This window comes from Acinetobacter sp. FDAARGOS_559, assembly GCF_003940475.1.
GTDB classification, from domain to species: Bacteria; Pseudomonadota; Gammaproteobacteria; order Pseudomonadales; family Moraxellaceae; genus Acinetobacter; species Acinetobacter baumannii.
Genome location: NZ_RKJG01000005.1, coordinates 1,735,470 through 1,750,876, shown reverse-complemented (window position 1 = coordinate 1,750,876; position 15,407 = coordinate 1,735,470). Strand labels below are relative to the sequence as shown.

The following is a 15,407-nucleotide window of genomic DNA, read 5'->3' as shown; positions in this document are numbered from 1 at the left end:
GCAAAATAAGTTATCATTTTTATTTAAAAAATTATATTTGCCTTTTTAGAGTATTTTACTAAAAAGGCAAGTGGTTTTTATTTCTTCATTTTTTTATTAAGATAAATCAAGTACCATTTAATACTATCTAAATATTTACTTTGCCTCCAAAGAATTTTGGCATATTTTTTTGCCTCTTTAGAGTTTTTTGGTGCATCTAAAGGTTGATCTTTCCATGGTGACTGGTAGTAGTATTCTAAATATTTTGCACTATGTGAGGCAGCGACACTCCAAGGCTTTGGAGAACTGACAAAATGTATCAGTACAGGGTGTATTTTTTCTTGAGTAAAAAAGTTAAATTTTTCATCAATAAAGTTTACTTTATTTTCTAACAAGATATTCAGCACATCTTGGTCAGGAAATTTATAGTCACGTTTAGAAATAAGTTGGTTAAATTTTTCAAAAACCTGAAAATCATTCCATGCTTTGACATTGATAAATAAAACACCTGAGTTGAAGTATTTGTTGTTAGAGTTTAAACCAATACTTTTGATGTAATCAGGTTTCATACATTTATCTTGTACCGCAGCTAAAACATAATTATTTATATTTATGGAAAGCATGCCTTTTATACTGTCAACACATAAAATATCAGCATCAAGATACCAAAAATTTTCTAGTTTATCTTTTAAAATACTTGCAATTGATAGACGATAATAGATAGCAGTTGTAAAATGACCATTAACTTGCAAATTGTCATAAAATTGAGTGTTTAATATATAAACATGAATTCTAATATTATTATTTTTTTCTAATATATCTTGATACCCTTTAGGGTCAAAAAAAGTTGTGAAAATATGAAAATCAATATTAATATCAGGGTTGTTTTTTGTAATTGAATAAAGTGTGATTCCACAAGGCTTTAAATAATTTTTATCAATTGCAAATGCAATATTTATGTTTGGAACAAAGTTATCCTGCGCATTTGATAATGTATATGTTTTGCTGACAAAATCATTAAATTTGTTCATGAGACATTCATTACTCTATATCTTAATCTGGTTTGAAAATTTTTAAATCTGCCATTATTTATAGCAGATCCAATGACTTTGAGAATCAGTTGATCATTCTGTTACCTTGCTGATAAATTTCTTTTTGCCAAGGAGAATTTAATGGCTGCTGATCAATCAAATTTAACCATTGTTGCAGAATATACTTGGCTTCAAAAATTGAATGTGCAAGTGCATAACCACGCTGTGCAATTTCAACAGCCTTTTCAGGATGTTGTTGATAGTATTTTAATTTCTCAAGTAAATCAGACGTATCTTGAAAATATACGACGCTATCTTCAGGAAATAATTCTGCCAGACCTGGTGTTTGGGCGGTAAAGACTAGACACCCCATTCCTGTAAGCTGAGCGAGACGGTCACTACTGTACATATAAATATCATTATATTTTGAGTAGTTAATGCCCATTAAACTGTTGCGGACAGCCACTTGATATTCATGCCCAAATAAAGATGGTTGTCCTAAACATGCACCGAGCTTAAATCTGAACTCAGGAAGCTGCTCCGTTAAATGGTTAATAAATTGCTCACGTTCAGGATATTTGCTATTTGAACCGCAGAAAATACAGTCATAGTCAAATTTGAGCCAGTCTTCACGCGCGTATTCAATCGAATGTAAACTCAGGTTTGGCGTAAATGCAAACACAGGATGATCACAAACTTCAGATAGATTCTGTAAATGCTGGCCTGCCGTTGTAACAAAGACATGATCGACTTCACTGTGCATTTCTTTGAAATGGTCAAGGCGGTGAGGTTCATTGATTGGATCAACAAACCACATGGCAACTCTGGCTTGGTTAATCGCTTTAAGTTGCTTGAGTAATTCTTTTGGTAAATGGATATGCCCAATTAAAATCAGGTCAAAGTCAACATTTTGACAAAGTTCAATCAGTTGTTGATGTGTTTTTTTATGAGAAAGGGATGTAGTATTGAAGATGTTACTTTTTCTGACCATGTATTTATAGTCAAAAGCATGCACATAGTGTCCAAGCTCAATTAAACCATGTTGAATTTTGGCATCGGTGTTGTAAAACATTAAGCCATTATTGTCAGTTTTGAAATTTGCAATATGCAAGATTTTTAAAGATGAATGGCGCAATTTTACTGTTCCATAATAAGAAGATGAACAAGAATCGAGGTTTTACTGATTATCCGCATTACCTTTGAGCACCATATAAATTAGGGCAACAAAGATAAGTAATGCACCGACTAAACTACTTACACAGAAATAAAGAATACGTTGGTTCGTTGTGAGGTTAAATAATTCATTCGCAAGGATGTAGCGCATGAAAAACCATTGTGCGAGGGAGAATACAATCACGACTAAAGCATGTCGACGTACATCTGGGCGCATAGCCATAAAGCTGACCTCTTAATTGAAAGCAACTTATTATGCCACTGACGTGCCTTTTCGCAAAGTATAGCATATAAAAACCGAATGTTTGTTTGATATTGTCTAATAAAAAACCCTGCAATTGCAGGGTGTTTTATTAAAGAGCAATTAAGCTTCTTTCTTTTGTTGTTCACGTAAGCGGATGCCCAAGTCACGAAGCTGGTTTGCTTCAACAGGAGCCGGTGCTTGAGTAAGTGGACATTCAGCAGTTTTCGTTTTAGGGAACGCAATAACATCACGAATTGAAGTCGCGCCAGTCATAAGCATTACTAAACGGTCAAGACCAAATGCCAAACCACCGTGAGGAGGTGCACCGTAACGAAGCGCATTGAGTAAGAAGCTGAATTTTTCTTCTGCTTCTTCATCGGAAATACCAAGCGCTTCAAAAATCGCTTTTTGCATTTCTAATGTGTAAATACGAAGTGAACCACCACCAACTTCAGTACCGTTCAATACCATGTCGTAAGCAACAGAAAGTGCTTCGCCTGGATTGCTCTTCACGTCTTCTACACTAGATTTAGGTAATGTGAATGGATGGTGAACAGAAGTCCATTTGCCATCGTCAGTTTCTTCAAACATTGGGAAGTCAACAACCCAAAGTGGAGCCCACTCACAAGTCGCAAGGTTCAAGTCATGACCGATTTTGACACGAAGCGCACCCATTGCATCATTTACAATTTTAGCTTTGTCCGCACCAAAGAATACGATATCACCATTTTCAGCGCCAACACGTTCAAGCAATTGCATTACGATTGGTTCGATGAATTTAACGATAGGAGATTGAAGACCTTCAATTCCTTTTTCGATTTCATTGACTTTAATGTACGCTAAGCCTTTCGCACCGTAGATACCGACAAATTTAGTGTATTCGTCAATCTGACTACGTGTTAATGAACCTGCGCCCGGTACACGAAGTGCTGCAATACGGCCTTTAGGGTCTTTAGCTGGACCTGCAAATACTTTGAACTCAACTTCTTGCATTAAGTCTGCAACATCAACGAGTTTTAACGGAATACGCAAGTCTGGTTTGTCAGATGCATAATCACGCATTGCTTCGCTATATGGCATACGGCGGAATTTTTCAAATTTTACGCCAAGCAAGTCGTTAAATAATTTAACAGTCATGCCTTCCATCAAATCCATAATGTCATCGTCGTTTAAGAACGATGTTTCAATGTCGATTTGAGTAAATTCAGGCTGACGGTCAGCACGTAAGTCTTCATCACGGAAACATTTCGCGATTTGGTAGTAGCGATCAATACCACCAACCATCAACAATTGTTTGAACAATTGTGGTGATTGTGGAAGTGCATAGAAGCTACCATTTTGTACACGGCTTGGTACTAAATAGTCACGCGCACCTTCAGGGGTTGCACGAGTTAAAATCGGAGTTTCAACGTCTAAGAAACCATGATCGTCTAAATAGTTACGAATCAAGTTAGTTACTTTAGAACGGAAGCGTAAACGCTCTAACATTTCTGGACGACGGATGTCCAAGAAACGATATTTTAAACGGTGTTCTTCTGACACGTTAATAGTGTCATCATTTAATGGGAATGGTGGAGTTTCAGATGCAGCAAGAACTTCGATTTCTTTGCCTAAAACTTCGATTTGACCACTCACCATATTTGGGTTTTCAGTACCTTCATAACGGCGACGAACACGACCTGTAATTTTTAATACATATTCAGAACGTGCTTTATCTGCAGTTGCAAATGCTTCTGGAGTATCTGGGTCAATAACCACTTGAACGAGACCATCACGGTCACGCATATCAAGGAAAATAACACCGCCATGGTCACGGCGACGATGTACCCAACCGCATAATGTAACGGTCTGGTCGATTTGGGCTTCAGTTAAAGAGCCACAGTAATGAGTTCGCATCATGATGAAGATTATCCAAACTATATTGGCTGAAAAGACGGATGCGTAAACCGCGCACCGTCAAAAAAATAAGTTTTCGATTATGCCCTGTTGAATGGCATGCCACAAGAACTAGATCAAAAAACAGCTATAATTTAGCTAAAAATGAGCAATTTGGCAGCAAGTTTAGCTATTTAGCCCATTCTTTGTTGTCGATCTAAAAATAAGAATAATAGACATCCTAAACTAAACGTACTTAACCATCCTTGCATAAACTCATTAATAGAGCGGCCAGTAAAATAATAGGTATCAGAATGCCAAACCTCATGGGGAATATAACGGGCATAGTCCCAAAATGAAAATAAGCCTAAAAGTGTAGATAAAGCAAATAAACACCAAGCAAAAATTTTAATTTTATAATTTACTTTCCAATGCTGTTTATGGCGCTGATAGTAATGAATACTCATCCAGCCTAAAAAAGGTAATGCCAGAGCAGAAGAACCGAGTTGAAGAAGGCGATGTAATGGATAAGGGTGGCCAAACAAGTGAACAGTTTGCGATAAAAAGTCTTGAAATATAAAAGTTCTAAAGTCTGAGTGGGTAAGCCCATCCCAAATGAGATGTGTTGCTATACCAATGAGTAGAGCAATTATGATTCCAATAAAAAAGCTAAAAAAATGTCTAAAAGAATCTAGTTTTAAATCGTGTTGGATACCAAAAAAACGGTAAACCACAGGTCGGTAAAGTAAATATCAAATGGCAGAGAATAATAACCCTAGTGCAAGATTAGGGTAGAAAAGCCCCTTCCATTGATGAGTCAGCATACCTGATTGCATTGTAAATAAGCGGTAAAGATCGGGCGTCATACTGCCAATTGCTAAGGCGGCAATGGGTAACGTATTTCGGCTCAATTTAGCAAGTGGAGGGGCGATAACTGCATGGGAGATTGTAAAAGGCATTAGAAAAGAAAGCTTCTCACATCATCAAAAAGTTGAGTCTATCGAAACATGTCATTAGCGAATGTTTTTTATTGCAAAACAACTGAAATGTTATAATATAACAAAACAAAAGGCGTACGATTAGAGACTCACCTCATGTTGTTCTATAAAAATATTTTGACCTTATCCATTTTGGCTGCCATATCTATACCTGTATTTGCAGCAGAAAATGAAAATGTTGAGAAGTTAGAAACTATCCGCATCAAGGCGCACCCCCTTGAGCAAACTTCAAAAGATTTTGCAGTCGCTGATACTGTAGTTGACCAAAAGCATTTGACTGAAGGGGCCGCCACTATTGGGGATGCGCTCAATAGTGAGGTGGGGATTTATGCGAATCAGTTTGGGGCTGGTTCAAGTCGTCCGGTGATTCGTGGCCAAGATGGACCACGTGTTAAAGTTCTTCAAAATTCATCTGAAAATGTGGATGTCTCAACTTTGTCTCCTGATCATGCTGTAACAGTAGATCCAGTTCTCGCAAAACAAGTTGAAGTGATTCGTGGTCCCTCTACTTTATTGTTTGGTGCGGGAACTGTTGGTGGTTTAGTCAACGTTATTGATAACAAGATCCCTACACAAATGCCTGAAAATGGTTATGAAGGACAAGTTGGCTTACGTTACAACACTGGAAGTGATGAAAAGCTGGCGAGTGCTGGGGTAACTGTAGGGTTGGGAAGCCAAGTTGCATTACGTGTTGAGGGGTTAACACGTGATGCGAATAACTATATTGCACCAAACTATATTCATGAAGGTGAAAAAGAGCGCCGTGTAGACAATACCTTTGCACAAGGTGATTCAGTGAATGTGGGGTTGTCTTGGATTTATGATCGAGGTTATACGGGTATTTCGTATAGTAACCGTCGAGACCAGTATGGTTTACCGGGGCATAGCCATGAATATGAGACCTGTCATATTCATGATCTAAGTTTACATTGTGGAGACCATGACCATGAAGGGCATAGTGATGAAGAAGCTCATGACCACGAGCATGAACATGGCGGTCCATGGATTGACTTAAAGTCTGAGCGTTATGATTTTAAAACCGAGTTAAATGATCCATTTGCAGGCTTCCAAAAGTTACGTGCCCAAGCGAGCTATACAGATTATCAGCATGATGAAATTGAAGAAGGGACAATCGCGACTCGATTCCAAAACAAAGGTTATGATGGGCGTATTGAGTTAGTCCATAACCCTATTGCTGATTGGGAAGGGGTAATTGGTACCCAGTTAGGCCAACAAAAACTAAATTTAACTGGTGAAGAAGCATTTATGGCACCGACCACTACCAAAAAGTGGAGTGTTTTTGCTTTAGAACATAAACAATGGAAAGATGTTCATTTTGAACTTTCTGCTCGTGCAGATCAGCAAGAAATCGATGTAGATGATAACTCTAAACAAGATTTTGACGGTTCTGCTTTTTCCTATGCAGGTGCTGCCAACTGGGAGTTTGCGCCAAATTATAAGCTTTCATTTGTAGCATCACACCAAGAGCGTCTGCCTCTTGCTCAAGAGTTATATGCAAATGGTGCCCATTTTGCGACCAATACTTATGAGTTAGGAAATGATCAACTCAGTAAGGAAAAATCAAATAATGTTGAGTTAGGTCTGCATTTTGATAATGACAAACTTGATTATCATCTTCATGTTTACCATAACTGGTTTGATGACTACATCTATGCGCAAACCCTTGACCGTTATAAAGACTTCCGTTTAGTTCAATACACTCAAGATAAAGCACGTTTCTATGGTGCTGAGGGTGAAATTGGTTATCAAATTACACCAATGTACAAGATCAGTGCTTTTGGCGATTACGTGCGCGGTAAGATTGATGCCGAGGGCAATGCTCCCCGTATTCCGGCTGGGCGTTTAGGTACTAAAGTTGATGCAGATTTTGGTGATGGTTTTAGTGGTTCTGCTGAGTACTATCATGTCTTTAATCAAGATAAGATTGCGGCTTATGAAACCGAAACAGAAGGCTACAACATGCTCAATTTAGGGGTAGCATACTCTGGACAATATGGTGCAAAAACAGATTACCGTGTTTATATGAAAGCGAATAACTTGTTAGATGACACGGTTTATCAACATGCGTCTTTCTTATCAAATATCCCGCAAGTTGGACGTAACTTTACCGTCGGTGTAGATTTTAGTTTCTAAGGCTTCAACACGAAACTAAACTTGAAAAATCAAGCCAAAAGACCTAATTTGAAACTATCAAGTTAGGTCTTTTTTATGCGTATTTTTCAGCGAATTCATCAAAAGTTAAATTGGTCAGGACGTCGTTATATGGCGGTCATACTTTGCGTTGTTGCTATTGCATATCTTGCATCGGCAATTTATCACACAGTGAAACCATTGCCGCAAGGAATTAACTTTAGTGGCAAGCTCAGACATGCCGATGTTAAATTTTTAGCCGATAAAACGTATATTGATGCGAATGGGCAACAACAGGTTGATCAGCACATCTTTGATGAAATCTTGAAAATGATTGATGAGGCAAAAACCACAATTGTGGTGGATATGTTCTTATTTAATTCAGAAGTAGGCGATTCAAAACTAAAGCAACGACCATTGATGCAAGAGCTCACTGATGCATTAGTGAGTAAAAAAAGACAAAACCCTCAAATTCAGGTTGTTATGATTACCGACCCGATTAATTCGGTATATGGTGGACTAAGCCCTGAACACTACCGTCAATTACGCCAAGCTGGTGTTGATGTCATCGAAACGAATCTGGCACCTTTACGTGCTTCTAACCCATTCTGGTCAGGGTTTTGGTACATCTGTTGCCAAAATATTGGCAATAATCCAGAGAAAGGCTGGTTACCCAACCCATTTGGCGATGAAAAAATTACGCTACGTAGTTATTTGAACTTATTTAACTTTAAAGCAAACCATCGTAAAACTGTTGTCGTTGATACCGATGCGGGTTGGAAGTCATTGGTGACCTCAGCAAACCCGCATGATGGTAGTTCGCGCCATTCTAATGTGGCATTGATGGTAAATGGAGCCACAGCTACTGATGTACTCCAAACCGAAGCTGCAGTTGCGCAAATGTCAGGAAGTAGTTCACCATCACTTATTTTAGGCGATTTTGAAAAAGACGTTAGCAAGCCTCAAGTTCAAGTGCTAACTGAAGGGGCAATCTATGAAGCTGTATTAAAATTAATTAATATGGCTAAACCTAAAGAACATCTTGATTTAAGTATGTTCTATTTGTCTGAACGTAAGATTATTAAAGCTCTAAAAAGTGCCCAAGAACGTGGCGTTATTGTTCGTGTTTTACTCGATCCAAATAAAGATGCGTTTGGTAGACAAAAGAATGGTATTCCAAACCGTCAGGTGGCTTCAGAGTTACATGCTGCTGGCATTCCAATTCGTTGGTGTGATACTCATGGCGAACAGAACCATAGCAAAATGATCTTAAAATATAATGCTCAACAAGCTGAGTTGATTGTAGGATCTGCCAATTTTACGGCCCGTAATTTAAAAAATTATAACCTTGAAACGGATATGTTGGTTATTGGTAAAGTTCAAGATCAAGTCTTTAAAGACGCTCAGAATTACTTCAATACCTCTTGGTCAAACCTACAAGGTAGACAGATGAGCGTGGACTATGCGAAGTATGCCGATGAGTCTAAAGTGAAGTATTGGATTTATCGTTTTATGGAATGGTCAGGTTTATCGACTTTTTAATTACTATCTTGAAGTTTTCCAAAAAAATGGCTTGTGCCTAGAGTCATCCACAACCTGAGCGAGGGAAAGCAAACATCGTTTGCTTCGAGCGAAAGACAAACAAAGTGCGTAGTTCAAACACAAGCATAGCTTTCGCCTTGCGGTACGGCAAAGGTTATTAATCTTTGCTATCCGTACCTCAGGTTTTGTGGATGACAAATGCTTTTGGTTACTTTGGGCGAAACCAAAGTAACGAATTAGCTACTACAAATAGAAATTAAAGTGGTAAGACCCCGTCGTGCTAATTAAAAATAGAAAATAAAACTTTGAATATTTTAAGGCGCTGGCGGAATCAACTGATCCAACGCTTTATCATCTAACTTTTCTATTTCACTCAAATCCGTCTTAATTTTCCACTGCGACTCATCATCTACAGGATTCGGCAAACGCGCTTCAAGCCAATCACAAACCACATCTGGAGAAAACTCAGGGTGATTACACTGAATAACCCATGATAAAAAATCTTTTGCTTCACCATTCATGTAAGGTGGTGGAGATACAGGAAAGAATAAAGTAGGTAAACGCTCATTCGTCGACAGGTAATTTAAAACATGCCCGAGTTCTTGAACGGTTTGCCATGCGAGAGGGTGTTCTACATCAATACTGAACTTAAACCACCAAGCGTGTTCGCCATCTGCTCCATGAGCCATGATACGGGCTTCTTGTACACTTGGAACTTTGCAGAAAAATTGATGAAGACGTTCAAAACTGATTTCAGACACAGCAATTGACCTAGCTTGAAAAATGCTAATGGTAGCACAGATACAGATTCTTCATATTTTCTTTATAGTCATTACAAACAATATCAATCAAAGCCATTTTATTCATGGTTTCTCCTTGACTCTCTCTTAATCTAGCTTCAGATCAAGATAAAAAGGAATACTCCATGAAAAAGCCTATTGTTCTCGTACTTTCAACATTAATGTTGGGTATGTCGGCAACTGCGATGGCCGATTCAAATCATCGTTGGGATAACTATCACGGTAAAGAACATAATCGCTATGAACAGCGTCATGATTATCGTTATGACCACCGCAATGATCATAGAGCTCCTTGGTCACACTCTGAGCGTGGCAACCATTATGGCCGATATGTAGCCTTTAAGCGTGGTGATCGTATTCCTGTGGAATACCGTAATAGCCGTTATTATGTCTCAGACTGGCGTGCACATCGCTTATATGCACCACCACGTGGATACCACTGGGTGAAGACTCCTAACCAATACTTATTGGTTGACTCGAAACATCACATTTATCGAGTTCGTTAAACGTAAAATAAAAAATGGCCCGCTTAGGGCCATTTTTTTATGCCAACTCGTCATCTTGCGGTTGGGGTGTTTTTAAAGAAGTAGGTGTTTTTGAATGTTTTTCTTTCATAACAGATGGGTAGTGCCAAGAAGCAAAACGGACAACTAAAATAGAGAGAGCTAAAATAAGAATTGAGCCAGTAATAATGACTTGATCAAGGTCGGCTTTATGGTCATGTTGGATATCAGAAATAAGTAAACGTGTTAGGGCTGTAATGGCGACATAAATAAGAAAACGTACAGGCATATGATTGGTTTTAAAGTAAATTCCAACCATTGCCCCAAGTTCTAGGTAAATAAATAACAATAAGATGTCATCGATTGATGCATATTTTTTGACGGTCAGAATTTCAAAAACGGTATGAGCAGCAGACCAAGCAATCATACAGCCTATAATAAATAAGGCTAAATAATGAAAAGCCTCAACAGCATAATGTCCAAACCGATCAAGGGTTCTTTCAAACTTTTTGGGATCAGGCATAGTAAAATCTTTTTTGATATGAGAATGTTTAGAAATTAAACAAATTTTGTGCCAATGGAAATAGTAAATTCAAAATAAAAAACGCCTGATTTTTCAGGCGCTTTTATAAAAAATTTAATTATGCTTGGTTTGTAAAGTAATCTTCACTAAAGCCCATAATTAAGTCTGAACCAGCTTTGATTTTAGCAATACGTGCATCAATATCCGGCAAGATACGTTCAACAAAGTATTGAGCCAATGCAAGTTTGTTTTGGTAGAAATCACCAGACTTATCTTTAGCAGCGGCAGCAATTTTTGCAAACATATAAGAGAAGCTGAGTAGACCCACTGCATGTAAGTAATCAACAGCAGCAGAGTTCGGGAACTCTACGTTCTCTGCAGCTTGCTCAATAATAAACTGAGTGATTGCTTCGATTTCAGTTGCAGCATCTAAAGTTGCATCTTTAATGAAGTTCAAATCAGTGTCTAGGTCATTTGCAAAGTCACGAATTTCAGTGATGTATTCAGCAATGAATGCACCGCCACATTTAATGGTCTTACGGCCAATTAAATCTTGAGATTGAACGCCGTTAGTTCCTTCGTAGATTTGAGCAATACGAAGATCACGGATACATTGCTCCATACCCCATTCACGAATATAACCGTGACCACCAAATACCATTTGAGCATCTAATGTCGCTTGGAAGGCTGTATCTGTGAGGTAAGCTTTTGCAATTGGGGTTAAAAGCGCAACACGATCATTGGCTTTTTTCACGGCTTCTGCATCAGTTGAGAATTTAGTGATATCGAGCTGCTGACCTACATAAACTGCAAAGGCACGGGAAGCTTCGTTGTTTGCACGTACATTTAACAACATACGACGTACATCGCCGTGGACTAAAATGCTATCAGCGGGTTTGCTTGGTGACTGAACACCAGCTGCACTACGACCTTGTAAACGGTCAGTCGCGTATTGAGCAGCATTTTGATAAGCAAATTCAGAAGCACCTAAACCTTGAATACCCATTGATAAACGTTCGTAGTTCATCATAACGAACATGGCAGCAAGGCCTTCGTTTTCTTTACCAACGAGGTAACCTTTCGCACCGTCAAAGTTCATCACACAAGTTGCAGATGCTTTAATACCCATCTTATGTTCAATAGAGCCTGGACCAACATGGTTACGGTCACCTAAAGAACCGTCTTCATTTACAAGGTATTTCGGTACAATAAATAGCGAGATACCACGTGAACCAGCAGGAGCATCTGGAGTTTTAGCAAGTACCAAGTGAATGATGTTTTCTGCTAAATCGTTGTCACCGCCAGTGATGAAGATTTTAGTACCTGTAATGTTATATGTACCATCTTCATTGCGCTCGGCTTTAGTTTTGATAATACCTAAGTCAGTACCGGCATGTGGTTCAGTCAAACACATGGTACCTGACCATTCACCTGAATAAATCTTAGGTAAATACGTTTCTTTTTGCTCTTGAGATGCGTAGCTGCTTAAAGCCATACCTGCACCCACTGAAAGAAGCGGGTAAAGCATGAAAGATGGGTTAGTCGCGAATAACATTTCATCCGCAAGAACGGTAAGCATTTTTGGCATGCCTTGACCGCCCCATTCTTCATCTGCACCTAAGCCAATCCAACCACCTTCTGCATATTGACGAAATGCATCTTTAAAGCCAGCAGGAGTAAAGACTTCGCCGTTTTCGTAGCGAGCGCCTTCTTCATCACCAGTACGGTTTAATGGATGAGTCACGTTCTGAGCAAATTTAGCCATTTCTTCTAAAATTGCTTCAGCTGTTGCAGCATCTACATGAGCGAGTTTCTCATTAGCCTGCCAAAATTGTTCTGCTTTAAATACATCATTTAAGATGAATTTCATATCAGCTAAAGGAGCATTGTAAATTGGCATAATCGTTCACCTTTTTTGTGCACATCGGCCTGTGCTAGATATCCTGTAAAACGAAATGGATATTGAATTTAAAATCTAAATTTATCATTGATTTTATAAAAAAAGGACCGTCAAAACTGAGCAGTCCTTTTTTGGTTTTTAACATTGCATATCGCAACTAACTATGATTAGAAAGCGAAATGTTCAGCATCTAATGCCATCAATGGATCTAAACCACCTGCGATAACATCTACATGAGAGCGTACACGCGGTAAAATTTTCTTGAAGTAGAAGCGAGCAGTAGTTACTTTCGCATTGTAGAAATCAACATCGGTTGTACCCGCAGCTAATTTCTCTTGTGCTACAAGCGCCATACGAGCCCATAGATAAGCTAAAGTAACGTAACCAGAGAAGTAGAGGTAATCTACAGCCGCTGCACCCACTTCATCCGGATTTTGCATTGCACGCATACCGATTTGCATAGTGAGGTCGCCCCATTCTTTGTTCAGCGCAGCAAGTGGCTCAACAAATTCTTTCATGGCAGCATTGTCTTTATTTGCTTCTACAAACTTGTGAACAATCTTAGTGAAATCACGAAGCATTGCACCTTGAGTTTGTAAAACTTTACGGCCTAACAAATCAAGTGCTTGAATTTCAGTTGTACCTTCATACAAACAAGCAATACGTGTATCACGTACGATTTGCTCCATGCCATGCTCAGAAATGAAGCCATGACCACCGAACACTTGAACACCGTGCTTAGCAGATTCAGAACCTGTTTCAGTTAAGAATGCTTTTGCAATTGGAGTCAATAAAGACAAGATGTTGTCAGCAAACTTACGCTCTTCTTCAGTTTCGCCTTTTTCAACGATATCTGCATATTGAGCAAGTAAGTACACAAGTGCACGACCACCTTCAGCAAATGCTTTTTGAGTTAAAAGCATGTTACGAACGGCAGGGTGAACGATAATTGGATCTGCTTCTTTTTCTGGAGCTTTAGGACCAGAAAGTGAACGCATAGCTAAACGTTCTTTCGCGTAAGTTAAAGCACCTTGGAAAGAAGACTCAGATGCAGATAAACCTTGAACCGCAGTACCAATACGTGCTGTGTTCATGAAGGTGAACATACAGTTCAAACCACGGTTTTCAGGGCCAATTAAATAACCTTTTGCTTGGTCAAAGTTAATGACACAAGTCGCGTTACCGTGAATACCCATTTTGTGTTCGATTGAACCACAACGTACGGCATTACGTTCGCCTAGAGTTCCGTCTGCATTGACATTGAACTTAGGAACGATGAATAACGAAATCCCTTTAGTTCCTTTTGGTGCGCCTGGTAGACGAGCAAGAACGATATGGATAATGTTTTCAGCCATGTCGTGTTCACCAGCAGAGATAAAGATTTTCTCGCCAGAGATTGCATAGCTACCATCTGCATTTGGTTCTGCTTTAGTACGGATAATACCTAAGTCTGAACCTGCATGAGATTCAGTTAAACACATCGTACCTGTCCAAACACCTGAAACAAGGTTTGGTAAGTAAGTATTTTTTTGCTCTTCAGAACCGTGATGTTCTAATGTACGTACTGCACCGTGAGACAAACCAGGGTACATACCCCATGCCCAGTTAGAGCTACCTACCATTTCTGAAATTGCGATACCTAAAGAGTTAGGTAAGCCTTGACCACCGTATTGTTCTTCTGCTGATAAAGACGGGAAGCCAAGTTCGATGTATTTTTGATAAGCTTCTTTAAAGCCTGTTGGTGTAGTTACAACACCATCATTCCAAGTACAACCTTCACGGTCGCCAACTTGGTTTAAAGGAGAAAGTTCATTTTCACAGAAGTCTGCCGCAGCTTCTAAATATTGATCAACCAATTCACGGCTTACGTTACCTTGAAAGTCAGGTAATTTTGCATAGTGTTCTTCAGCATTTAATAATTCATGCAAAACGAATTGCATATCACGTAAGGGCGCTTTGTATTGTGGCATATCGGGTTCCTCAATACTGGTGAAACCAGAGTTATAATCCTAATCTACGATAATGTGCCATAAGGCACCTTGAACTATTACATCGTGCAACAACTTGCATAACTGTACAAGCACCTCGGGGCCTTTACTTTGTGACTGCAAAGTCAAGAAAAAAATACTTGAACTATGTAAGTGCTTTGAGTGTAAACACTTTTGATGAAGTTTAGATGAGACAAATAGTCAAAATCGTAAATAGTTATGTATAAACAAAAGGCGCCTTCTGGCGCCTTTTGTTTTATTATTTTTAGAATTATTTTGCTTGAGATGCTACTGGAGCAGGTGCATTGACTAGTGGTTGAGGACGTTTTGGCTCAAAGCGGAGGTTACATGTACCTTCAAGTGTTTTATCTCCAACTTGAACATTGACAGTTTGTCCAACAGCTTTACCTTCACATGCTTTTTGAATTTGCTCAAAACGAGCTTTACGCTCTGCACGGTGTTGTTCCCATGCTGCTTTTTGTTCAGGCGTAAATTCACGGTGTTTCATACGATGGTGGTGACCATCACGTGGGCCATCTTGCATCATGCCATGTTCTGGCTTAGGTGGTTGAGTTGTTGATTGACAAGCAGCCAAACTACCCATAGTTACAATTGCTGCACTGAATAATGCAATTTTAGCCGTCATTTTCATGGTTAAAACCCTTTAATGTTTGTTTTAAGATGACTTAAAGATTAGATA

Annotated in this window: 12 protein-coding genes and 1 pseudogene; 3 read left to right on the top strand and 10 right to left on the bottom strand. The window is 38.9% G+C overall.

The window, feature by feature from the left end; genetic code table 11:
* Positions 1–77 precede the first annotated feature (77 nt).
* The 5 genes and pseudogenes from EGS71_RS09775 to EGS71_RS09755 all read right to left on the bottom strand — a co-directional run bounded on the left by EGS71_RS09775 (position 78) and on the right by EGS71_RS09755 (position 5,261).
* Complete coding sequence (locus tag EGS71_RS09775) at positions 78–1,010, bottom strand: glycosyltransferase family 8 protein (protein ID WP_001032032.1); 933 nt, start codon at positions 1,008–1,010, stop codon at positions 78–80.
* Between the two features lie 85 nt (positions 1,011–1,095).
* Positions 1,096–2,145: a glycosyltransferase gene (locus EGS71_RS09770; protein WP_001216506.1), complete on the bottom strand. Its 1,050-nt coding sequence runs from the start codon at positions 2,143–2,145 to the stop codon at positions 1,096–1,098.
* A gap of 42 nt (positions 2,146–2,187) precedes the next feature.
* Positions 2,188–2,406 (bottom strand): hypothetical protein, encoded by a 219-nt coding sequence (locus EGS71_RS09765; RefSeq protein ID WP_001251493.1) that lies wholly within the window; start codon positions 2,404–2,406, stop codon positions 2,188–2,190.
* Between the two features lie 141 nt (positions 2,407–2,547).
* A complete protein-coding gene (gene aspS, locus EGS71_RS09760; RefSeq protein ID WP_000986451.1) occupies positions 2,548–4,326 on the bottom strand; it encodes an aspartate--tRNA ligase in 1,779 nt (592 codons plus the stop codon).
* 170 nt (positions 4,327–4,496) lie between these two features.
* A pseudogene (locus EGS71_RS09755) lies at positions 4,497–5,261 on the bottom strand (DUF4184 family protein).
* Positions 5,262–5,396: 135 nt separating this feature from the next.
* Here EGS71_RS09755 and znuD point away from each other — a divergent pair.
* Together znuD and EGS71_RS09745 are read left to right on the top strand one after the other, a co-directional pair.
* A complete protein-coding gene (znuD, locus tag EGS71_RS09750; protein ID WP_000899871.1) occupies positions 5,397–7,454 on the top strand; it encodes a zinc piracy TonB-dependent receptor ZnuD in 2,058 nt (685 codons plus the stop codon).
* A gap of 75 nt (positions 7,455–7,529) precedes the next feature.
* On the top strand, positions 7,530–8,993 hold the full coding sequence (locus EGS71_RS09745) for a phospholipase D family protein (RefSeq protein ID WP_001218071.1): 1,464 nt from the start codon (positions 7,530–7,532) through the stop codon (positions 8,991–8,993).
* A 314-nt stretch (positions 8,994–9,307) separates the two neighbouring features.
* Here the strand turns inward: EGS71_RS09745 and EGS71_RS09740 are convergent, their stop codons facing one another.
* Positions 9,308–9,754 (bottom strand): hypothetical protein, encoded by a 447-nt coding sequence (locus EGS71_RS09740; RefSeq protein ID WP_001290059.1) that lies wholly within the window; start codon positions 9,752–9,754, stop codon positions 9,308–9,310.
* Between the two features lie 164 nt (positions 9,755–9,918).
* On the opposite strand from EGS71_RS09740, the gene EGS71_RS09735 reads away from it, so the two are divergent.
* A complete protein-coding gene (locus EGS71_RS09735; protein WP_000743011.1) occupies positions 9,919–10,299 on the top strand; it encodes an RcnB family protein in 381 nt (126 codons plus the stop codon).
* Positions 10,300–10,336: 37 nt separating this feature from the next.
* Here EGS71_RS09735 and EGS71_RS09730 read toward each other — a convergent pair whose 3' ends face one another.
* The 4 genes from EGS71_RS09730 to EGS71_RS09715 all read right to left on the bottom strand — a co-directional run bounded on the left by EGS71_RS09730 (position 10,337) and on the right by EGS71_RS09715 (position 15,359).
* Positions 10,337–10,819, bottom strand: a complete 483-nt coding sequence (locus EGS71_RS09730; RefSeq protein ID WP_001113293.1) for a phosphate-starvation-inducible protein PsiE — start codon at positions 10,817–10,819, stop codon at positions 10,337–10,339.
* A gap of 118 nt (positions 10,820–10,937) precedes the next feature.
* Complete coding sequence (locus tag EGS71_RS09725) at positions 10,938–12,719, bottom strand: acyl-CoA dehydrogenase C-terminal domain-containing protein (protein WP_001123422.1); 1,782 nt, start codon at positions 12,717–12,719, stop codon at positions 10,938–10,940.
* A gap of 167 nt (positions 12,720–12,886) precedes the next feature.
* A complete protein-coding gene (locus EGS71_RS09720; RefSeq protein WP_001136744.1) occupies positions 12,887–14,689 on the bottom strand; it encodes an acyl-CoA dehydrogenase C-terminal domain-containing protein in 1,803 nt (600 codons plus the stop codon).
* A gap of 289 nt (positions 14,690–14,978) precedes the next feature.
* Entirely contained in the window at positions 14,979–15,359 is a 381-nt protein-coding gene (locus EGS71_RS09715) for a hypothetical protein (protein ID WP_000784265.1), read from the bottom strand.
* Positions 15,360–15,407: the final 48 nt, after the last annotated feature.